At 64.9% G+C, this 19,991-nt stretch carries 19 protein-coding genes; 8 read left to right on the forward strand and 11 right to left on the reverse strand.

Annotation, left to right across the window (positions count from 1 at the left end; genetic code table 11):
- The first annotated feature begins 9 nt into the window (after positions 1 to 9).
- Together FNJ84_RS00740 and infB are read left to right on the forward strand one after the other, a co-directional pair.
- Complete coding sequence (locus FNJ84_RS00740) at positions 10 to 642, forward strand: RNA-binding protein (RefSeq protein ID WP_143791004.1); 633 nt, start codon at positions 10 to 12, stop codon at positions 640 to 642.
- Positions 639 to 3,188, forward strand: coding sequence for a translation initiation factor IF-2 (gene infB, locus FNJ84_RS00745; protein ID WP_143791005.1), 2,550 nt, complete (start codon positions 639 to 641; stop codon positions 3,186 to 3,188). The genes FNJ84_RS00740 and infB overlap by 4 nt, the downstream gene beginning before the upstream one ends.
- A 100-nt stretch (positions 3,189 to 3,288) precedes the next feature.
- Here infB and FNJ84_RS22290 read toward each other — a convergent pair whose 3' ends face one another.
- The 4 genes from FNJ84_RS22290 to FNJ84_RS00760 form a co-directional block, all read right to left on the reverse strand.
- Entirely contained in the window at positions 3,289 to 3,411 is a 123-nt protein-coding gene (locus FNJ84_RS22290; protein ID WP_255470992.1) for a hypothetical protein, read from the reverse strand.
- Positions 3,412 to 3,538: 127 nt separating this feature from the next.
- On the reverse strand, positions 3,539 to 3,937 hold the full coding sequence (locus FNJ84_RS00750; protein ID WP_143791006.1) for a (deoxy)nucleoside triphosphate pyrophosphohydrolase: 399 nt from the start codon (positions 3,935 to 3,937) through the stop codon (positions 3,539 to 3,541).
- Positions 3,934 to 5,286 (reverse strand): bifunctional glutamate N-acetyltransferase/amino-acid acetyltransferase ArgJ, encoded by a 1,353-nt coding sequence (argJ, locus tag FNJ84_RS00755; RefSeq protein ID WP_143791007.1) that lies wholly within the window; start codon positions 5,284 to 5,286, stop codon positions 3,934 to 3,936. Before argJ ends, FNJ84_RS00750 begins: the two co-directional genes overlap by 4 nt.
- Positions 5,287 to 5,334: 48 nt before the next feature.
- On the reverse strand, positions 5,335 to 6,174 hold the full coding sequence (locus FNJ84_RS00760) for a peptidylprolyl isomerase (protein WP_143791008.1): 840 nt from the start codon (positions 6,172 to 6,174) through the stop codon (positions 5,335 to 5,337).
- A gap of 199 nt (positions 6,175 to 6,373) precedes the next feature.
- Here FNJ84_RS00760 and secA point away from each other — a divergent pair, with 199 nt between their 5' ends.
- Positions 6,374 to 9,070, forward strand: a complete 2,697-nt coding sequence (secA, locus tag FNJ84_RS00765; protein ID WP_143791009.1) for a preprotein translocase subunit SecA — start codon at positions 6,374 to 6,376, stop codon at positions 9,068 to 9,070.
- A gap of 15 nt (positions 9,071 to 9,085) precedes the next feature.
- A complete protein-coding gene (locus tag FNJ84_RS00770; protein WP_143791010.1) occupies positions 9,086 to 9,796 on the forward strand; it encodes a hypothetical protein in 711 nt (236 codons plus the stop codon).
- Between the two features lie 80 nt (positions 9,797 to 9,876).
- On the opposite strand, the gene fmt is transcribed toward FNJ84_RS00770, so the two are convergent.
- On the reverse strand, positions 9,877 to 10,770 hold the full coding sequence (gene fmt / locus FNJ84_RS00775; protein WP_143791011.1) for a methionyl-tRNA formyltransferase: 894 nt from the start codon (positions 10,768 to 10,770) through the stop codon (positions 9,877 to 9,879).
- Positions 10,771 to 10,902: 132 nt separating this feature from the next.
- Between fmt and ggt the strand changes: the two genes are divergently transcribed.
- Together ggt and FNJ84_RS00785 are read left to right on the forward strand one after the other, a co-directional pair.
- Positions 10,903 to 12,567 (forward strand): gamma-glutamyltransferase, encoded by a 1,665-nt coding sequence (gene ggt, locus FNJ84_RS00780; RefSeq protein WP_143791012.1) that lies wholly within the window; start codon positions 10,903 to 10,905, stop codon positions 12,565 to 12,567.
- A 34-nt stretch (positions 12,568 to 12,601) separates the two neighbouring features.
- Entirely contained in the window at positions 12,602 to 13,561 is a 960-nt protein-coding gene (locus tag FNJ84_RS00785; RefSeq protein ID WP_221931904.1) for a 2-hydroxyacid dehydrogenase, read from the forward strand.
- Between the two features lie 9 nt (positions 13,562 to 13,570).
- Here FNJ84_RS00785 and FNJ84_RS00790 read toward each other — a convergent pair whose 3' ends face one another.
- From FNJ84_RS00790 to def (FNJ84_RS00815), 6 genes are all read right to left on the reverse strand, one after another.
- A complete protein-coding gene (locus FNJ84_RS00790) occupies positions 13,571 to 14,851 on the reverse strand; it encodes a TRAP transporter large permease (protein ID WP_143791013.1) in 1,281 nt (426 codons plus the stop codon).
- A 1-nt stretch (position 14,852) separates the two neighbouring features.
- The gene (locus tag FNJ84_RS00795) at positions 14,853 to 15,320 is read right to left on the reverse strand and encodes a TRAP transporter small permease (protein WP_143791014.1); all 468 of its coding nucleotides are present in this window, start codon (positions 15,318 to 15,320) and stop codon (positions 14,853 to 14,855) included.
- A 21-nt stretch (positions 15,321 to 15,341) separates the two neighbouring features.
- Entirely contained in the window at positions 15,342 to 16,322 is a 981-nt protein-coding gene (locus FNJ84_RS00800) for a TRAP transporter substrate-binding protein (RefSeq protein WP_143791015.1), read from the reverse strand.
- Between the two features lie 167 nt (positions 16,323 to 16,489).
- Complete coding sequence (def, locus tag FNJ84_RS00805; protein WP_143791016.1) at positions 16,490 to 16,990, reverse strand: peptide deformylase; 501 nt, start codon at positions 16,988 to 16,990, stop codon at positions 16,490 to 16,492.
- Positions 16,987 to 17,460, reverse strand: coding sequence for a peptide deformylase (gene def / locus FNJ84_RS00810; protein WP_255470993.1), 474 nt, complete (start codon positions 17,458 to 17,460; stop codon positions 16,987 to 16,989). Before def (FNJ84_RS00810) ends, def (FNJ84_RS00805) begins: the two co-directional genes overlap by 4 nt.
- A gap of 46 nt (positions 17,461 to 17,506) precedes the next feature.
- Positions 17,507 to 18,028 carry a peptide deformylase gene (def, locus tag FNJ84_RS00815; RefSeq protein ID WP_143791017.1) on the reverse strand — a complete coding sequence of 174 codons (522 nt, stop codon included), beginning with the start codon at positions 18,026 to 18,028 and terminating at the stop codon, positions 17,507 to 17,509.
- 78 nt (positions 18,029 to 18,106) lie between these two features.
- Here def (FNJ84_RS00815) and FNJ84_RS00820 point away from each other — a divergent pair, with 78 nt between their 5' ends.
- Both FNJ84_RS00820 and FNJ84_RS00825 read left to right on the forward strand, forming a co-directional pair.
- The gene (locus FNJ84_RS00820) at positions 18,107 to 19,294 is read left to right on the forward strand and encodes a MalY/PatB family protein (RefSeq protein WP_143791018.1); all 1,188 of its coding nucleotides are present in this window, start codon (positions 18,107 to 18,109) and stop codon (positions 19,292 to 19,294) included.
- The gene (locus FNJ84_RS00825) at positions 19,291 to 19,914 is read left to right on the forward strand and encodes a murein L,D-transpeptidase family protein (RefSeq protein ID WP_143791019.1); all 624 of its coding nucleotides are present in this window, start codon (positions 19,291 to 19,293) and stop codon (positions 19,912 to 19,914) included. The genes FNJ84_RS00820 and FNJ84_RS00825 overlap by 4 nt, the downstream gene beginning before the upstream one ends.
- Positions 19,915 to 19,991 lie beyond the last annotated feature (77 nt).

Genomic DNA, 19,991 nt, shown 5'->3' on the forward strand with positions numbered 1-19,991 from the left:
TCCTGAACGATGAGCCGCGGGGGCCGGGACAAGGACCGCGACGCGCCAAGCGAACGGCGCTGCGTCGTCACCGGCGAGGTTCAGCCAAAACGGGGTCTGGTCCGCTTTGTCGCGGGACCGGACGGTGTGGTCGTGCCGGATCTGGCCGAGAAGCTGCCGGGTCGCGGGATCTGGGTCACGGCCAGTCGGGCCGAGATCGACAAGGCCGTCCGAAAGGGGCTGTTTGCCCGCGGGCTTAAGGCCCCGGTCAAGGCTCCCGAAGATCTGGCCGACCAGGTCGAAGATGGCCTGGCGCGGCGCGTGGTGGAACTGGTGTCGCTGTCGCGCAAGGCAGGCGATGCAATTGCCGGGTTCGAAAAGGTCAAAGGTGCTTTGGCCGCCGGACGGGTCAAGGTTCTGCTGCAAGCCAGCGACGGCTCGGAGCGCGGCAAGGGAAAGCTGTGGACACCCGAGGGAGGCCGCTGGTTCGGCTGCCTGACGGCGTCAGAATTGGGTTTGTCCTTCGGTCGTGAACATGTCATACACGGCGCGCTTGCGCCAGGTGGGCTGACCGACAGGATTATCAAGGATGCGGGCAGGCTGACCGGCCTGCGCGAGCATGACGGCGGATCCGCCGCCGGAAAGGATTTGGACGCGAGATGAGCGATAAAGACGGTAAGAAGCCATTGGGCCTTGGTGGCGGGCGTTCGGGTCAGGTGAAGCAGAGCTTCAGCCATGGCCGCACCAAAAGCGTGGTTGTCGAAACCAAGCGCAAGCGCGTCGTGGTGCCCAAGCCCGGCGCACCTGCAACGGATACCAGTACCGCGACCTCTCAGGCCGTGGCCCGTGCGGCTGCCAGCGCCTCCAAGCGCCCCGCCGGCATTTCCGATGCCGAGATGGAGCGCCGCCTGAAGGCCCTTGCCGCCGCCAAGGCGCGCGAGGTCGAGGAAGCTGCCGCCCGCGCCGCCGAGGAAAAGGCCCGCGAGGAAGAACGCGAACGCCGCCGTGCCGAAGCCGAGGCCAAGGAACGCGAGGACCGCGAGCGCGAAGAGGCGCTGAAGGCCAAGGAACAGGAAGACGCCCGCCGCGCCGAAGAGGCCGAACTGCGCAAGCAGAAGAAGGCCGAGGTGCGCAAACCCGCCACCCCGGAAAAGCCGGCACCTGCCGACCAGGCCTCGGTCGAGGCCGTCGCCGCACGCGCCGAGGCGAAGGGTGTCTCGGCCAGCGGGCCGCGCAAATCGGACCGCGACCGGTCCGATCGCGGCGCCGATCGCGCCGCTGACAGCCGTGGCCGCACCGAGCGTGACAACCGCCGCGGCGGCAAGCTGACGCTGAACGACGCGCTGGCTGGTGGCGAAGGCGGCCGTCAGCGGTCGCTGGCCGCGATGAAGCGCAAGCAGGAACGTGCCAAGCAAAAGGCGATGGGCATGTCGGCCCGCGCCGAAAAGCAGGTGCGCGACGTTCAGCTGCCGGAAACCATCGTGGTGCAGGAACTGGCCAACCGCATGGCCGAACGCGCCTCGGATGTGGTCAAGTCGCTGATGCAGATGGGCATGATGGTTTCGGCCAATCAGGCCATCGACGCCGACACCGCCGAACTGGTGATCGAGGAATTCGGCCACCACGCCGTTCGCGTCAGCGATTCGGACGTGGAACAGGTGATCCACACGGTCGAGGACAAGTCGGAAGACCTGGAATCGCGCCCGCCGATCATCACCATCATGGGCCATGTCGACCACGGCAAGACCAGCCTTCTGGACGCGATCCGTCACGCGAATGTCGTGTCGGGCGAGGCCGGCGGCATCACCCAGCATATCGGTGCCTATCAGGTGAAAACCGAAAGCGGGGCGTTGCTGACCTTCCTCGATACGCCGGGCCACGCGGCCTTTACCTCGATGCGCGCGCGCGGCGCGAACGTGACCGATATCGTCGTGCTGGTCGTGGCCGCCGATGACGCGGTCATGCCGCAGACGGTCGAGGCGATCAACCACGCCAAGGCCGCCAAGGTGCCGATGATCGTGGCGATCAACAAGGTCGACAAGCCCGATGCGAATCCGCAAAAGGTTCGCACCGACCTGTTGCAGCACGAGGTCGTGGTCGAGGCGATGTCCGGCGAAGTGCAGGATGTGGAGGTTTCGGCCAAGACCGGTCAGGGTCTGGATCAGCTGCTGGAAGCCATCGCGCTGCAAGCCGAGATTCTGGAACTGAAGGCCAACCCGAATCGCGCCGCCCAAGGCGCCGTGATCGAGGCGCAGCTGGATGTTGGCCGTGGCCCCGTCGCCACCGTCCTGGTTCAGAACGGCACGCTGAAGCGCGGCGACATCTTTGTCGTCGGCGAACAGTGGGGCAAGGTTCGCGCGCTGATCAACGACAAGGGCGACCGCGTCGACGAAGCCGGCCCCTCGGTCCCGGTCGAGGTTCTGGGCCTGAATGGCACGCCCGAGGCCGGCGACGTGCTGAACGTGGTCGAAACCGAGGCGCAGGCCCGCGAGATCGCGGATTACCGCATCCAGGCAGCCAAGGACAAACGTGCGGCGGCTGGTGCGGCGGTGACGCTGGATCAGATGCTGGCCAAGGCCAAGGCCGATGAAACCGTTGCCGAACTGCCCGTGGTGGTGAAGGCCGACGTGCAGGGCTCGGCCGAGGCGATCGTTCAGGCGCTGGAAAAGGTCGGCAATGACGAGGTACGCGTGCGCGTGCTGCATTACGGCGTCGGCGCAATCACCGAATCCGATATCGGTCTGGCCGAGGCCAGCCAGGCCCCCGTCATCGGCTTCAACGTTCGTGCCAATGCACCTGCGCGCAATGCCGCCAACCAGAAGGGGGTCGAGATCCGCTATTACTCGATCATCTATGATCTGGTGGACGACATCAAAGCCGCCGCATCGGGCCTGCTGTCGGCCGAGGTCCGCGAAAACTTCATCGGCTATGCCGAGATCCGCGAAGTCTTCAAGGTCACCGGCGTTGGCAAGGTCGCGGGCTGTCTGGTCACCGAAGGCGTTGCCCGCCGCTCGGCCGGTGTTCGCCTGCTGCGCGACAACGTTGTGATCCACGAAGGCACGCTGAAAACGCTGAAGCGCTTCAAGGACGAGGTCAAGGAAGTGCAATCCGGTCAGGAATGCGGCATGGCCTTTGAAAATTATGACGACATCCGCGTGGGCGACGTCATCGAGATCTTTGAACGCGAAGAGGTCGAGCGTCAGCTGTAAAGCTGGCGTCTCGCCTTCCCGAAAAGCAGAAAGGGCGCCCTCCCCGGCGCCCTTTCAGATTTTAAAACGTGTAAAACTCAAGGATTTATGTCAGCCGGTGTCAGACCGGCTTGCCGACATAAAGTTTGTCGCCGACGCGAACGGCGATCATGCCGTTGGCGTCCTTACGCTCAAACAATCCCTGGACTGAAATACAGCTACCGATCGTGATCGTGCGAATCATGTCCATACCATCTTGTTCAATTCAAGGTATGAGCACAGTGCCGTGACTCTCGTTAAACAGGAATGAACAATCCGTACCAGAATCGTGCCAAGTTAACTTTTTCGGCAGGTTCCGGTTTAGTGTTGCATTAAAGCCACATACGGATCTGGGGGATCAGCGGGATGTCGGCGGGCGGCATCGGATAGTCGGCCAGCTTTTCGGCGCGAACCCAGGCCAGCCCCTGCCCTTCGCGCGGCTGGACGATGCCATCCCACTTGCGGCATGCGAACAGCGGCATCAGCAGGTGGAAATCGTCATAGCTGTGGCTGGCGAAAGCCATGGGCGCCAGACAGGATTGCCAGGTCTCGATCCCCAATTCCTCATGCAACTCGCGGATCAGCGCGGCCTCGGGGGTTTCGCCCGTCTCGACCTTGCCGCCGGGAAACTCCCACAGGCCGGCCAGCGACTTGCCCTGCGGGCGCTGCGCCAGAAGCACCCGCCCGTCAGGGTCGATCAGCAGAACGGCGGCGACCAGAACGATCTTCACGACCGGTAATCGGCGTTGATGTCGATATATCGGTGGGTCAGATCGCAGGTCCACATGGTCTGCGACGCCTCGCCCAGCCCCAGATCCACGGCGACGATCAGTTCCTGACGCTTCATATAGATGCTGGCCTTGGTCTCGTCGTAATCCGGGTCGCGCCAGCCATCACGGGCCAGCACCATATCACCGAAACGGATGGTCAGCTTGTCGCGGTCCGCCCGTGCGCCCGACTTGCCCACGGCCATGACGATGCGGCCCCAATTGGCATCCTCGCCAGCAATGGCGGTCTTGACCAGCGGCGAATTGGCGATGGCGCTGGCAACCTTGCGGGCATCGGCGCGCGAGGCCGCGCCCGTCACCTGCACCTCGACGAATTTCGTCGCCCCCTCGCCGTCGCGCACCACCTGCTTGGCCAGATCCAGCATTACCGCATCCAGCGCCTGTGCAAAGGCGCGCCCGGCATCCGAGGCCGCGCGGGCGATCGGCTTGGCGGCCGAGCGCCCGGTCGCCGCCAGAATCAGCGCATCCGAGGTCGAGGTATCGCTGTCCACCGTGATCGCGTTGAACGTGCCATCGACACGCGCCGACAGCATCTTTTGCAGCAGTTCCGGCTCGATCGCGGCATCGGTGAAGATATAGACCAGCATCGTCGCCATGTCCGGCGCGATCATGCCGGATCCCTTGGCTATGCCGGCAATGCGAATCGGCCCGCCCTCGCCCTCGATCTCGGCCGAGGCACCCTTGGGAAAGGTATCGGTGGTCATGATCGCATGGGCAGCACCTGCCACGCCCGCCGGATCCAGGCCGGCGGCAAGCTGGTCGATGACGGCGGTGATCCGGTTGGCCGGCAGCGGCTCGCCGATCACGCCGGTGGACGAGGAAAACACCCGCTCCTGCGGGACGCCCAGCTTCTCCGCGACCGCGCCGGTCACGTCATCCACCGCGCGCTGGCCAAGCGCGCCGGTGAAGGCATTGGCATTGCCGGAATTGACGATGATCGCCGCCCCGCGCTGCGTCTTTTGCGGGCGCAGCAGTTTGGCCTGGCAGTCCAGCACACTGGCCGCCCGCGTGGCCGAGCGCGTGAACACCCCGGCGATCGACGATCCCGGCGCGATCCGTATCAGCGTCACATCGGTTCGACCCTGATATTTGATCCCGGCCGAGGCGCTGGCGAACTCGACCCCCTCGATGACCGGAAGATCAGGGAAATGGGCCGGTGCCAGCGGCGAGACGTGACGCGCCGCCGCTGTCTTGATCTCGGCCATCTCGGCCTTGACCTTCTTCACCTTGTCGGACTTCTGCACCTTCTTGCCGAGCTTTTCCTTATCGGTTTTCTTCTTGTCCTTGGCCATGGCGTGCTCCGTCAGGGGTGAATGTGGGGATCAGATCAACAACCCAAATCAGCGCACGTCAAGCAGCGCCGTGTCATCCAGCAGGGCGGGATCAAGGCCTTCGGTCTTTTCGACCTCGGCACCGCCGGCCAGACGCTCGATCTCGGCATCGACGCGGTCGCGGCGCACCTGCGTCACCAGCTGTTCGCGAACCTCGGCCAGTTCCGGCGGCTGGACCACGCGGGTGTCGTTCAGCTTGATGACATGCCAGCCGAACTCGGTCTGCACCGGATCCGAGATCTGGTCTTTCTCAAGCGCCTTCACCGCATCGGCAAAGGGCGCCACCATCTGTTCGGCTGCGAACCATCCGAGATCGCCCTTGTTCGGGCCCGACGGCCCGGTCGAGCGCTGCTCGGCCAGGGTGCCGAAATCGGCGCCGCCATCCAGTTCAGCCTTGATTTCCTTGGCCTCGTCCTCGGTCTCGACCAGGATATGCGCGGCGGAATATTCGGTCTGGGCCTCGGCATCGCCGAAATACTGCTGATAGGCGGCCTGAATCTCGTCATCGGTGGGCTCGGTTTCCGCAACCGTCTCCAGCGCGGCACTGGCCAGATAGGCCCGGCGCTGCAATTCCAGATTGGCGCGATCGGCGGCATCCAGCGCATCGTCCTTGGCCGAGGCAACGGCGGTCTGGCGGACCAGCTGATCCAGCATCATGTCCCAGGTCGCGGCATCAGGGGCGGTGCGCTGGCCCTGCTCGGCCATGCGCTGACGCATGACGATCATCTCGCCCAGGGTGATCTCGGTTCCGTTGACGGTGGCGACCACGGTGTCGGCATCCTGTGCAAGGGCGGGGGCGCACTGCACGGCAAGCGCGAACAGGGCGGTAGTTACGGTGCGTTTCAGCATAGGAAATCCTTTGTCGGACAGGCCATTCCCGGCCTTACCAGGGCCGGCGGCGTTGACAGTCAGGCGGGGCGCGCATACATCCGGCGCAACCAAGAAAGGCGCACCCGCCGCTTTTCGTTCCGGCCCCTGATACGGCAAGGCGGAGGGTGCGGGCAAGTGGCCCTCCGGCCGCGCGCTTTCCCAAAGCTGTGAAGGTAACATGATCGGCAATCTGGCGAAGATGGTCTTTGGCACCCCCAATGACCGCAAGGTGAAATCGGTTCGGCCGCTGGTCGCGCGCGTCAACGCGCTTGAAGACGAGGCCAAGGCCCGCACGGACGATCAGCTGATCGAGGCCACGCGCGCCCTTCAGGCCCGTGCCAAGGGTGGCGAGTCGCTGGACGCGCTGCTGCCCGAAGCTTTCGCAAACTGCCGCGAAGGCGCGCGCCGCGCGCTTGGCCTGCGCGCCTTTGACGTGCAGCTGATGGGCGGGATCTTCCTGCATCAGGGCAACATCGCGGAAATGAAGACCGGCGAGGGCAAGACCCTTGTGGCCACCTTTCCCGCCTATCTGAACGCGCTGACGGGCAAGCCCGTGCATGTGGTGACGGTCAACGACTATCTGGCCAAGCGGGACGCGGAATGGATGGGCAAGGTCTTTGCCCAGCTGGGCATGACCACCGGCGCCGTCTATCCCTATCAGCCCGAGGCCGAGAAGCGCGCCGCTTATCAGGCCGATGTGACCTATTCGACGAATAACGAACTGGGCTTTGACTATCTGCGCGACAACATGAAGGGCAGCATCGAGGAAATGGTCCAGCGTGGCCATTACTTCGCCATCGTGGACGAGGTCGACAGCATCCTGATCGACGAGGCACGGACACCGCTGATCATTTCGGGCCCCAGCCAGGACCGCAGCGAATTGTATCGCACGCTGGACGGCTTTATCCCCAAACTGTCGGCCGAAGATTTCAAGCTGGACGAAAAGACCCGCAACGCCACCTTCACCGAAGAGGGCAACGAGCGGATGGAACAGCTGCTGACCGCAGCCCGCATCCTGCCCGAGGGGCAGACGCTGTATGATCCCGAATCGACGACCATCGTGCATCACGCCAACCAGGCCCTGCGCGCGCACAAGCTGTTCCAGAAGGATCAGCAATACATCGTCCGCGATGACGAAATCGTGCTGATCGACGAATTTACGGGCCGGATGATGAAGGGCCGCCGCCTGTCCGACGGTCTGCATCAGGCCATCGAGGCCAAGGAAGGCGTTTCGATCCAGCCTGAAAACGTGACGCTGGCCAGCGTCACCTTCCAGAACTATTTCCGCCTTTATGACCGCTTGGGCGGCATGACCGGCACCGCCGCCACCGAGGCCGAGGAATTTGCCGAGATCTACAAGCTGGGCGTGGTGGAAATCCCGACCAACCGCCCGGTGCAGCGGATCGACGAACATGACCGCGTCTATCGCACCGCAGGCGAGAAATATGCCGCCGTGATCGAGGCGATCCAGGAAGGCCATGCCAAGGGCCAGCCCATTCTGGTCGGCACCACCAGCATCGAGAAATCGGAAATGCTGTCGCAGATGCTGACCCAGGCCGGCATCGCCCATAACGTCCTGAACGCCCGCCAGCACGAGGCCGAGGCCCAGATCGTCGCCGATGCCGGCAAGCCCGGCGCAGTCACCATCGCCACCAACATGGCCGGTCGCGGCACCGATATCCAGCTGGGCGGCAATGTCGAGATGAAGGTGATGGAGGCGCTGCGCGCCGATCCCGAGGCCCATCCCGATCAGTTGCGCGAACGGATCGAGGCCGAACACGCCAGCGACAAGCAGAACGTGCTGGATTCGGGCGGGCTGTTCGTTCTGGCCACCGAGCGCCACGAATCGCGCCGCATCGACAACCAGTTGCGCGGCCGCTCGGGCCGTCAGGGCGATCCGGGGCGGTCGCTGTTCTTCCTGTCGCTGGAAGATGACCTGATGCGCATCTTCGGTTCCGAACGTCTGGATTCGGTGCTGTCCAAGCTGGGCATGAAGGAAGGCGAGGCGATCATTCACCCCTGGGTGAACAAGTCGCTGGAACGCGCGCAAGCCAAGGTCGAGGGTCGCAACTTCGACATCCGCAAGCAATTGCTGAAATTCGACGATGTAATGAACGACCAGCGCAAGGCCGTCTTTGGCCAGCGCCGCGAGATCATGGAGACCGACGAGGTCGAGGAAATCGCCGCCGACATGCGCCATCAGCTGATCGACGATCTGGTCGAGGAATATCTGCCGGCGAAATCCTATGCCGATCAGTGGGATGTGGATGGGCTGACCAAGGCCACGCGGGAAAAGCTGAACATGAATCTGCCCATCGCCGAATGGGCCGACGAAGAAGGCGTCGACCAGGAAGCGATGGCCGAGCGTATCGAACAGGCCACCGATACCTATATGGCGGAAAAAACCGCCGCCTTCGGTCCCGAGAACATGCGCCAGATCGAAAAGCAGGTGCTGTTGCAGATGATCGACGGCAAATGGCGCGAACATCTGGTGACGCTGGAACATCTGCGCAGCGTCGTGGGCTTCCGCGGCTATGCGCAGCGCGACCCGCTGTCGGAATACAAGACCGAGGCCTTCCAGCTGTTCGAAACCCTTCTGGATGGCTTGCGCGGCGACGTGACGCAGCGGCTGGCTCAGATTCGGCCGCTGACCGACGAGGAACGTCAGGACATGCTGCGCCAGATGGCCGAACAGCAGCGCGCCACGCAGGAAAGCGCGACCCCCAGCCACGAAGAGGCCGAGGGCGGCGAAGCCACGGCCCATGCGCCGGGCTTTGTGGAAAGCGACCCGACGACCTGGGGCAATCCGGGGCGCAACGACGCCTGCCCCTGCGGTTCGGGCAAGAAGTTCAAGCATTGCCACGGCGCCCTGTGACGCGGCTGTTGCCTGATGCTTGATTTCGGAGGGCTGGTCTATCTGGACGTCCAGAAGACCGGCTCGACCTTCATCACCGGCTTTCTGCGTGCCGCCTGCCGCCTGCCTGAACGGCATTATCACCAGCATGGCCGGATCCGCGACGGCTATCGCGCAGAGGCGGTGCATGTCATCTCGGTCCGCGATCCGCTGCGGCAATATCTGTCGCTTTACCGCTATGGGCTGGATGGGCGCGGCGGCCTTTGGCACCGGCTGAACCGGCTGAAAGTGGCGGGGCTTTACACTGACAGTCAGGCGGGGTTTCAGCGCTTTCTGTCGCTGATGCTTGACGCCGATCTGGCCGAAAGCCTTGCCGAGGATTTCCCCCAGACGGCACGGAAATTCGACATCGGCTTTCTGACCCACCGCCACCTGATGCTGGCCTTGCACAAACCGCTGGCCACGCTGCGATCCATCGACCGCGACGATCTGGCCAGCGCCTATCGCAAGCGGCGCATCTGGACCGACCGGCTGCGGCAGGAACATCTGACCGATGACCTGCGCGCATTGGTCGCCCGCTATCCCGACCTTCTGGATGCCGAGGCGGCCGAAACCTTTCTGTCAGCCGCCCCGGCGATCAACCGATCGGCCAGCGGCAGCACCCTGACGACCGACATCCCCCCCGAGTTGCGCGACCTGCTGCACCGGAAAGAGGCGTTGATTCATCGCGAGTTCTACCCCGATTGATCGCGTCCTGCGCGCCCTGAAAATCAACCATCCAGCCGGTCCCCAGCCCAGCCTGGCCCGGCCCGGTCCGCGACAGCAGATCAGTCCAGCCGCGCCGGCAGGTCCCATCCACGCAGCAGATCGCCCGCTGCCATCGGCTTCTTGCCCGCACGCTGCGCCAGCGTGACCTCGATCGCGCCATCGCCACAGGCCACGGTGAACCCGCCCAGCACCTGACCCGGCGCGCCCTGCCCCGCAACGACACGGCTGCGCAGCAGCTTTACGCGTTCACCCGCGATCTCGCACCAGGCACCGGGGAAGGGCGACAGGCCCCGGATCAGCCGGTCGACGTGGACCGCCGGGCGGGTCCAGTCCACCCGCGCCTCGGCCTTGTCGATCTTCTGGGCATAGGTGACGCCATCCTCGGCCTGCGGCACCGCCGGCAGGGGAAGTCGGCCCAGCACATCCACCACCAGTTCCGCCCCCATGACCGCCAGCCGGTCATGCAGATCGGCGGTGCTGTCCTCGGCGCCGATCGCCGTTCGCGCCTCGGCCAGGACGGGGCCGGTATCCAGCCCTGCCTGCATCTGCATGATCGCCACGCCGGTCTCGGCATCGCCCGCCATCACCGCCCGATGGATCGGTGCCGCCCCACGCCAGCGCGGCAGCAGGCTAGCATGGATGTTCAGGCAACACAGACGCGGCGCATCCAGAACCGCCTGAGGCAGGATCAGACCATAAGCCACCACCACTGCCACATCCGCGCCGAATGATGCAAAGACGGCCTGTGCCTCGGCCCCTTTCAGGCTGACCGGCACATGCACCGGGATACCCAATTCCTCGGCCGCCGCCTGCACCGGCGAGGGCCGAGGCTTCTGCCCCCGGCCCGCCGCACGCGGCGGCTGCGAATAGACCGCCACGACCTGATGCACGGCCGCGATGGCCCGCAAGGCCGGCACCGAGAATTCGGGTGTTCCCATGAAGATCACGCGCATCGTCGCCCTGCCTTTCTGGTGCCTCGCTTGCCGGACCTCCTACCCTGCTTCCGGGGGGCTGCTCAACTCGGCTTTCGCGGCGGTCGACCGGGGCATCTTGCATCCCGCCCGCGCCGGGTCGACAATCGCGCCATGACGAACAATCCCCTGCCCTTCACCTGCGAGAAACGCGCGGCTTCCGGCGCACTTGGCGTCGTGGTCAGCAATGCGCCGCTTGGCTCGGCTGCCGGCAACGAAATGCTTGCGGCGGGCGGCAATGCCATCGACGCCGCGGTTGCCACGCTGCTGACGCTGACCGTGGTGGAACCGATGATGGTCGGCATCGCCGGTGGTGGCATCGCCCATATCCGGCTGGCCGACGGTCGCCATGTGGTGATCGACGCCATGTCGACCGCCGGCGCAGGTGCCCGGCCCGACATGTTCGACCCCGATCCCGACGGCCCGCCGGGTGAGATGCAGGTGCTGGGCCGCCGCAATGCGATCGGTCCCTCGGCGGTCGCCGTGCCGGGCAATCTGCGCGGCTGGTGCATGATGCAGGCGGCCTATGGCCGGTTGCCCTTTGCCGATGTGATCGAGCCCGCGATCCGCGCCGCGTCGAAAGGCTTTACCGTCAGCCACTATCTGAACGGCGCTATCAGCGAACATGCCGCCGACCTGTTGGCCGATGCCGGGATCGCCCGGCTGCTGATGCCCGGCGGCGCGCCTGCGCCCGTGGGCAGCCGGCTGGTCATGGGCGATTACGCCGAAAGCCTGCGGCTGGTGCAGACACAAGGCGACGCGGCGCTGCATGGCGGCGATCTGGGCCGGGCGCTTGTGGCGCGGCTGTCGACGGTCGCGCCGGATGCCGGGCATCTGACGCTGGACGATCTGGCCGGCTATCGCGCGATCGAGCGCGATGCCATCTTTGGCAGCTATCGCGGCCATACCATTGCCGGTCCGCCCCCGCCGGCATCCTCGGGCGTGCATGTGGTGGAAATGCTGAACATGCTGGAACTGCATGATGTCGCGGCCATGGGGTTCGGCACGCCCGCCAGCCTGCATCTGCTGGCCGAGGTCATGCGCATTGGGTTCGAGGACAGGCAGGCGGCTTCGGGCGACCCCGATTTTGTCGATGTGCCGGTCGGGCTGTTCACCTCCAAGGCCTATGCGCGCGAGGCGCAGGCGCGGCTGCGGGGCGTTGCCGTGCCGGGCGCAACGCCGCTGCAAACGCCAGAAAGCCGCGATACGACCCATGTGACCGTGGCCGACCGCGACGGCAATGTCGTCGCAGCCACCCATACGATCAATGGGCTGTTCGGCGCCTGTTTCATGGTGCCGGGCACGGGCATCATCCCCAACAACTATATGCTGAACTATGACCCCACCCCCGGCCGGGCGCTGTCGATCCAGCCGGGCAAGCGGGTGCCCACATCCATGGCGCCGATGATGGTTCTGCGCGACGGGCGGCCGGTCTGGGCGCTTGGGCTGCCCGGTGCGGTGCGGATCTTCCCCTCGGCCATGCAGGCCATCGTCAACCTGATCGACCATGGCATGACCCTGCAACAGGCGGTCGAGGCCCCCCGGATCTGGACCGCCGGGCATGAGGTCGAACTGGAACCGGCCTATGCGCCCATGGCCGATGCATTGGCGGCGATGGGCCACCGGGTTCGTTTGGTCAAGACCGTGGGTGGTGGCATGAACGCCATCGCCTTCGACCCGGACGGGATGATGAGCGGCGCGGCCTGCTGGCGGGCCGATGGCACGGTCATGGCGCAGGGCGGCGGCTTGGCGCGGCCCGGCATACGTTTCCACATCTGACGCCGGCTGGCGCAATGACAAGGCTGAACCCCCGATGACCCATATCGTGCTGCTGGACCCCGTCGCGCCCGATCGTCTGGCCCGGATGGCGGATTTTCTGCCGCAAGGATGGCGCTTGTCCAATGCGGCATCGCGCGATGCCGCTGATCAGATGGCCGCCCTGTCCGGTGCCGATTTCGCGATTTCGGGCGACATGCCGGTCGATGCCGCGATGATGGCGGTTCCGCGGCTGCAAGCCGTGCATAAATGGGGCGTCGGCTTCGACAATCTGGATCTGGAGGCAGCACGCCGGCACGGCGTCCGGGTGCTGCGCACGACCGGATCGAATGCCACCGCCGTGGCCGAAACCACGCTTGGCCTTATCCTTGCGGTGAACCGAAACATCGCGCGCGGGCATCTGGCCGTCCGACAGGGCGCATGGCCCAAGGGCGAACTGGGGGCCACATCGACCACGCTGACCGGGCGAACGGTAGGGATCATCGGCATGGGCTATATCGGCAAGGCTTTGGCCGGGCTGCTCGGCGGCTTTGGCTGCACGGTGATCTATAACAAGCGCAGCCCCCTGTCCGCCGAGGAGGAAGCCGCCATCAATGCCCGCTTTCAGCCGCTGGATCAGTTGCTTGCAACCTCTGATGTCGTGACCCTGAACTGCGAGTTGAACTCATCGACCGCCAATCTGATCGACCGTGACCGGCTGGCGCTGATGAAACCCGACGCCATCCTGATCAATGCCGCACGCGGCGGTGTTCTGGTCGAGACCGATCTGGCCGATGCCATCCGTCAGGGCCGGTTGCGCGGGGCCGGCATCGACGTATTCTCGGTCGAGCCGATCCTGCCCGACAATCCGCTTCTGGATCTGGACCGGGTGATCCTGACCCCGCATCTTGCGGCGATGTCGGCCGACAGCCTTCAGCCCACGATCCGGCGAATGTTCGGTAACTTCAAGGCCATCGCCGATGGCATCTCACCCGATGCCATCGACATTCTGGTCTGATCCGTCGGCCTAGCGCATCAGCATGGCCGGCCAGATCGTGATCTGCGGGATCACGATCAGCAGCCCCAGCACGATCAGCATGACGCCAAAGATCTTGGACATCTCGCCCAGTGCCTTGTGCATCCCGATCTTGGCGATGGACGACGCAATCAGCAGGCACAGCCCATAGGGCGGCGTGACCAGCCCAAGCGACAGGCTGACGCAGGCGACGATCCCGTATTGCACCGGATCCACGCCGGCCGCCGTGATCGCCGGCAGGAACAGCGGCCCGATGATCACGATGATGACCAGACTGTCCAGAAACAGCCCCAGCACCAGGCAGACCAGCGCCACACCCAGCAGCAGCAGCAGCGGGCTTTGCGCATCGTCGAAGTAACCGGCGATCAGTTGCGGCACCCCGTAATAGGTCAGCAACCAGGCAAAGAACCCCGCCGCCCCAAGGCAGAACAGAGACAGCGACATCAACCTGACACTGCTGACCAGTTCCTGCACAAAGGCCTTGGCGCTGAGTTCCTTGAACAGTCCCGCCCCCACCAGGATGGCATAGACCACGGCAAGGATCGACGCCTCGGTCGGGGTGGCGATGCCGAACAGGATGCCGCCCAGCAGGATCAGCGGCAGAACCATGCCGGGCGCAGCGGCCAGAAAAGCTGCGCGGCGTTCGGATCTGGGTGCCTTGATGCCCTGGGTGCCGACATGATGGCGGCGGCACCACAGTGCGATATAGATCATCTGCGCCCCGGCGATCATGATGCCGGGCAGGACGCCTGCCGCGAAAAGCTGTGACACCGAGGTATTGGTCACGGCCCCCCAGACGATCAGCGTGATGCTGGGCGGGATGATCGTGCCCAGCACCGATGATGCCGCCGTCACCGCGACCGAAAAGGCCGCGCTGAAGCCCTTGCGCTGCATCGCCGGGATCAGGACCGAGCCGACGCCGGCCGTATCGGCCGTGGACGACCCCGAGACCCCCGCAAACAGCATGCTGACCAGCACGTTCACATGGGCGATACCGCCCCGGATATGCCCGATCCGCGCATCGGCATAGCGGATCAGCCTGTCCGTCACCCCCGATGCATTCATCAGGTTGCCGGCCAGCAGGAAGAAGGGCACCGCCAGCAGGACAAAGCTGTCCAGCGAGTTGAAGATGCGCTGTGACAGCATCACATCGGTCAGGCGCGGTTCCATCAGAACCGGGGGCAGCGTGGCCAGGATCAACGCAAAGGCGATGGGCACGCCGGCCAGGACCGCCAGCCCAAAGACCAGAAACATCAGCAGAACGGGGTCCATGTCAGGCCTCCTCGCCGGCTTGGTTGGTGATGCCGGCCAGCCGCAACAGGGCGCCGATCACGATCAGCACGCCACCCACCAGCAGCGCGGAATAGATCCAATAGGCAGGCAGGCCCGATACCTGCGAGACCCGCCCGGCGCCGCGCTGAACGAAGGTCAGGGACGAGCTGACCAGATAGATCCCGCCGGCCAGTGACCCCAGACGACCGATCAGCCGAAAGGCGCGCGGGGCGACATCTTCCATCACCGACAGGCGGAAATGGGTTTCCTCGAACACGGCCAGACCCGCGCCCAGCATCACCGCCCAGATCAGCAGCCCGCGAGAGATTTCTTCGGTCCACAGAAAGCTGGGGATCCAGGAAAGATAGCGTGACAGGACCTGATAAAAGACCAGTGCCCCAAGCACCGCCAGAAGGGTCGCGCAAACCCAGGTCAGGATATTTTGCACGACATCGGCAAAGCGTTGCATTCCCGGACCCCCGATTGCCTGTTACTGCGCCGAAATCTTGGTGGCGAAACCATCAAGCCCCAGTTCCACCAGAACCGGCGCGATGGCCTCGCTGACCTTGGCGCGGATTGCGTCGCGATCGGCATCGACCAGGTTCATGCCATGCTGCTCGGCCAGTTCGGCGCGGCTTTTGGCATCGAAATCATGCTCGATCTCGCGCTGATGCTGGGCAGCTTCGCGCGCGGCCTGTGCCACGGCTTCCTGATGCTCGGGCGACAGACCGTCGAACCGCAGCTTGGAAAAGACCAGCGGACGGGTGACGATTTCATGCTCGGTCAGGACATAGTTCTTGGCCTGCTCATAGAATTTCATGCGCAGGACCCATTCCGGTTCGTTTTCCAGCCCGTCGATGACGCCCAGCTGAAGCGCGTTATAGATCTCGTTATAGGCGACGACGCTTGGCGTGGCGCCGATCGCCTCCCACGCGGCGACCAGCAGCGGGCTGGGGTGCAGGCGCATCTTCAGCCCGCCCAGATTGGTGGCGTCGCTGACCTCGGGCTTGGCCACCAGATTGCGAACCGAACCGCCGAAATAGCCCAGAATCATGACATCGCTGCGCTCGGCGGTCAGATCGGCCAGTTCCTGCCCGATCTCGCCATCGCTGACGGCTTTCCAATGGTCGAAGTCGCGGAACAGGAAGGGCGTGGACAGAACCTGCAATTCAGGCACGAACTCGGCCATCTCGCCCGGCGGCAGCGCGGCGATGTCGACCTGGCCGCCGATCAGCTGTTCGAAAACCTCGGTATTGCCGCCCAGCTGCCCGTCGGGAAAGATCTTGACGGTCAGCTCGCCATTGGTCAGTTCCGACAGCCTTTCGCCGAAGAATTCAAACCCCTGACCCTGCGCCGTTTCCAGCGGGCCGATCAGCGCCGCAATGATTTCCTCGGCCTGGGCCTGCCCCGACGCAAGCATCGCGCCCATGGCGATCACCGATGCAGCAATGCGAGATTTCACTTTCAGCATAAGACTCTTCCTCCTCAAGAAGCAGTAAACCGTTCCAATTTTTCGGCGGATTTCCTCAAGACGCAACTGGAACGTTCCAATTTTCGGATACGACTTAGCCGAGGTTCTGTCAAGTCTGAACTTGGCGGTCTGGATGGGCCAAGACGGCTGCGCCCAGCGGGATGCGGTCAGCGGCGGGTCAGCTTGGCCGACTTCTGCACCAGCATCTTGCGCCGCAGTGGCGACAGGTGATCGACATAGACGCGACCGTTCAAATGGTCGATCTGATGCTGCACGCTGGTGGCCCAAAGGCCGACGAAATCGCGGTCCTCGATCTGGCCCTGATCGTTCAGAAAGCGGATGGTGACCGCGCGGGGCCGCTCGATCCGGGCGGACACGCCGGGCAGATTCGGGCTGGCCTCTTCATGGGCGCGCAGCTTGACGCTGGCATGCAGCACCTCGGGATTGGCCATGCGAATGGCCTGCCCGCGCTTGTCGGATGCATCGACCACGGCCAACCGCTGCATGATGCCGATCTGCGGCGCAGCAAGGCCGACACCGGGCATTGCCTCCATCGTGTCGATCATGTCGTCCCAGATCATGCGCACCGTCTCGGTCACGGACTCGACCGCGGCAGCGGGCATGTGCAACCGCCGGTCGCCATAGGGCACAAAGGCGCGCACGGTCATTCGGTCGCACCCCCGGTTCCGATATGCGGAATATCGACGATCAACCGCCCGTCCAGATGATCGGCCTCGTGCTGGGCAATGCGGGCGGCGGGGCCGGTCATCTCGCGGTTCTGGATTCTGCCCGCCAGATCGAACCAGCGGATGTGAATGCGCGAGGCACGGGTCACCTGCACCGGCTGATCGGGGATCGAAAGACAGCGCTCCTCGGCTGTTTCCAGCGGGCCGTGCCGGGCGATTATTTCCGGGTCCAGCATCAGCAGCGGCTCGGATGTGCCGGATTTCCAGCCCGCATCCATCACGAAGGCGCGCCGCAGCACGCCGACCTGCGGCGCGGCAAGCCCCCGCCCCTGCGCGTCATACATGGTGACCAGCATATCGGCCGCCATCTGCGACAGTTCCGGCCCCGTCAGGTAGCCCGCAGGCGCACAGCGCGTGACCAGCATCGGATCGGGATGCTTCAGAATCGGCAAGACCCGCCCCGGCGGCAGATCTGCCGGCAGATCGGGGGCCGGCCCCTCAGGCACGGGCCTTCTCGCGCTTCAGCTTGACCATCCTGCGGGTGATCATCTGCCGCTTGATCGCCGAGATGTGGTCGATGAACAGCACCCCGTTCAGGTGATCCAGTTCGTGCTGGGCGCAGGTGGCCCAAAGCCCGTCGAATTCCTCGCTATGGTTCTTGCCGTCCAGGCCCATCCAGCGCATCCGCACCTGCGCCGGGCGGGTCACCTCGGCATATTGGTCGGGGATCGACAGGCAGCCTTCGTCATAGACGTTCTTCTCGTCCGAGGCCCATTCGATCTCGGGGTTGATCAGGACGATCGGCCGCGGCTCGGCCTCGGGGTCGCGGGTGGCATCCATGACGAAAATCCGCCCGGACACACCGACCTGCGGCGCGGCAAGGCCGATGCCCGGCGCGTCATACATTGTGGCCAACATGTCGGCGGCCAGCGTCTCGATCTCGGGCGTGACGCGGGCAATCGGGGCGGCAACCTTTTTCAGGCGCGGGTCGGGATGGATCAGGATCGGGCGCAAAGTCATGATTTGTCAGATAGGGCAAGCCTTGGCCATGCGCAACAAGCCGCGTATGCAGGGCTGACAGCTTTGCAGGGGACGATCATGCCACAGCCGGATTTCGACGAGATCATCGACCGCGTGGGAACGCGCTGCTCGAAATGGGACGATATGCAGACCTATTACGGCGTCTCGCCCGATGAAGGTATCTCGATGTGGGTTGCCGACATGGATTTCCGCCCCCCCACCGTCGTCCAGCAGGCGGTCGAGGCGACGGCCGCCCATGGCATCTATGGCTATCCCGGCAGGAACCAGCCCTATCTGGATGCGATTCGCTGGTGGATGGCCGAACGCCACGGCTGGCAGGTTCAGCCCGACTGGGTGCTGACGGCTGCGGGGCTGGTCAACGGCACCGCGCTGGCGGTCGACGCCTTTACCCGGCCGGGCGATCGGGTGATCCTGATGACGCCGGTGTATCACGCCTTTGCCCGCGTCATCCGCGCCAATGGCCGCGAGGTGGCCGAATTTCCGCTGCGCCAGGATGATGCCGGGCTGTACCAGATGGATTGGGACAGCTGGGCCGGCCTGCTGACCGGGCAGGAACGAATGCTGATCCTGTGTTCGCCGCATAATCCCGGCGGCCGGGTCTGGTCGGGCGATGAATTGCGGCAGGTCGCGGATTTCTGCCGGAAACACGACCTGATCCTGATCTCGGACGAGATCCATGCCGATCTGGTCATGCCCGGCGCGCCCCGCCATACGGTGACGGCCCTTGCCGCACCCCAGATCGCCGACCGGCTGATCACCCTGACGGCAGCAACCAAGACCTTCAACATCGCTGGCGCCCATATCGGCAATGCGGTCATAGCCGATCCGGCGCTGCGGGCAACCTATCAGGGCCGGCAGGCAGCACTTGGCCTGTCGCCCGGCCTGTTCGGCATGGATATGGTCGCCGCCGCCTATTCACCCCAGGGCGCGGCCTGGGTCGATGCGCTGGTCGGCTATCTCGACGGGAACCGGCAGTTGTTCGACGCGGGTGTGAATGCCATTCCCGGCCTGCGCTCGATGCCCTTGCAGGCGACCTATCTGGCCTGGGTCGATTTCGCCGATACCGGCATGAGCCGCGAGGAATTTACCGCCCGCGTGCAGGATCAGGCCGGCATCGCCGCCAATCACGGCACGACCTTCGGCGCCGGGGGCGAGCATTTCCTGCGCTTCAACCTGGCCACGCCGCGCATCCGCGTGGCCGAGGCGGTCCGCCGCCTGCAAACCGCCTTTGCCGACCTGCAATGACCAAGGCACCCAAGCCCCGGAAAAGGCGGTCTGGCCGCCTGTTCCGGCTGCTGGTCATCGCCCTTCTGCTGGGCGGGCTGTGGCTGGCGCTGACACCCCAAACGGATCTGCGCCTGCCCGGCACCCGACCTGACGCACCCCAGGTCACTTTGCCGCAGCGCCCGCCAACCCGTCCGGCCCTTCCGCAAGCCCGACTGACAGGCCCGGTCGACCGCATTCTGATCGAGAAGTCACAGCGCCGGATGACGGTCTATCGCCAGGGTGACGTGCTGAAAACCTATCGCATCGGGCTGGGCTTCGCGCCGGCTGGCGACAAGCATCAGCAGGGCGATGGCCGCACCCCCGAGGGCGTTTTTCGCATCGACCGCCGCAATGACCGCAGCGCCTATCACCTGTCGCTTGGCATCGACTATCCCCGCGCGCAGGACCGGGCGCGGGCACAGGCGGCCGGCGTCAATCCCGGCGGTGACATCTTCATCCACGGCCAGCCCAATCAGCGCCCTGAAGGCGAGGTTCTGGCCGGCGACTGGACCGCCGGCTGCATCGCCATCAGCGATGCGGAAATCGCCGAGCTGTTTGCGGCGACCGCCCTTGGCACCACGGTTGAAATCCGGCCCTGACGGCGCGCTGTCTGATCTGGTCGCATAATCGCAACCATCAGGATCAAGCGCGCACTGCCGCCGCACCCAACGTTGCA

Origin of the sequence: Paracoccus sp. M683, assembly GCF_007096355.1 — a bacterium.
In the GTDB taxonomy this organism is placed as follows: Bacteria; Pseudomonadota; Alphaproteobacteria; order Rhodobacterales; family Rhodobacteraceae; genus Paracoccus.

Bases quoted from the DNA above. Each gene is read 5' to 3' on its own strand.
- FNJ84_RS00740 (WP_143791004.1), top strand. From the start codon at position 10: ATGAGCCGCGGGGGCCGGGACAAGGACCGCGACGCGCCAAGCGAACGG.
- infB (WP_143791005.1), top strand. From the start codon at position 639: ATGAGCGATAAAGACGGTAAGAAGCCATTGGGCCTTGGTGGCGGGCGT.
- FNJ84_RS22290 (WP_255470992.1), bottom strand. From the start codon at position 3,411: ATGATTCGCACGATCACGATCGGTAGCTGTATTTCAGTCCAGGGATTG.
- argJ (WP_143791007.1), bottom strand. From the start codon at position 5,286: ATGGCCAAGGACAAGAAGAAAACCGATAAGGAAAAGCTCGGCAAGAAG.
- FNJ84_RS00760 (WP_143791008.1), bottom strand. From the start codon at position 6,174: ATGCTGAAACGCACCGTAACTACCGCCCTGTTCGCGCTTGCCGTGCAG.
- secA (WP_143791009.1), top strand. From the start codon at position 6,374: ATGATCGGCAATCTGGCGAAGATGGTCTTTGGCACCCCCAATGACCGC.
- FNJ84_RS00770 (WP_143791010.1), top strand. From the start codon at position 9,086: ATGCTTGATTTCGGAGGGCTGGTCTATCTGGACGTCCAGAAGACCGGC.
- fmt (WP_143791011.1), bottom strand. From the start codon at position 10,770: ATGCGCGTGATCTTCATGGGAACACCCGAATTCTCGGTGCCGGCCTTG.
- ggt (WP_143791012.1), top strand. From the start codon at position 10,903: ATGACGAACAATCCCCTGCCCTTCACCTGCGAGAAACGCGCGGCTTCC.
- FNJ84_RS00785 (WP_221931904.1), top strand. From the start codon at position 12,602: ATGACCCATATCGTGCTGCTGGACCCCGTCGCGCCCGATCGTCTGGCC.
- FNJ84_RS00790 (WP_143791013.1), bottom strand. From the start codon at position 14,851: ATGGACCCCGTTCTGCTGATGTTTCTGGTCTTTGGGCTGGCGGTCCTG.
- FNJ84_RS00795 (WP_143791014.1), bottom strand. From the start codon at position 15,320: ATGCAACGCTTTGCCGATGTCGTGCAAAATATCCTGACCTGGGTTTGC.
- FNJ84_RS00800 (WP_143791015.1), bottom strand. From the start codon at position 16,322: ATGCTGAAAGTGAAATCTCGCATTGCTGCATCGGTGATCGCCATGGGC.
- def (WP_143791016.1), bottom strand. From the start codon at position 16,990: ATGACCGTGCGCGCCTTTGTGCCCTATGGCGACCGGCGGTTGCACATG.
- def (WP_143791017.1), bottom strand. From the start codon at position 18,028: ATGACTTTGCGCCCGATCCTGATCCATCCCGACCCGCGCCTGAAAAAG.
- FNJ84_RS00820 (WP_143791018.1), top strand. From the start codon at position 18,107: ATGCCACAGCCGGATTTCGACGAGATCATCGACCGCGTGGGAACGCGC.
- FNJ84_RS00825 (WP_143791019.1), top strand. From the start codon at position 19,291: ATGACCAAGGCACCCAAGCCCCGGAAAAGGCGGTCTGGCCGCCTGTTC.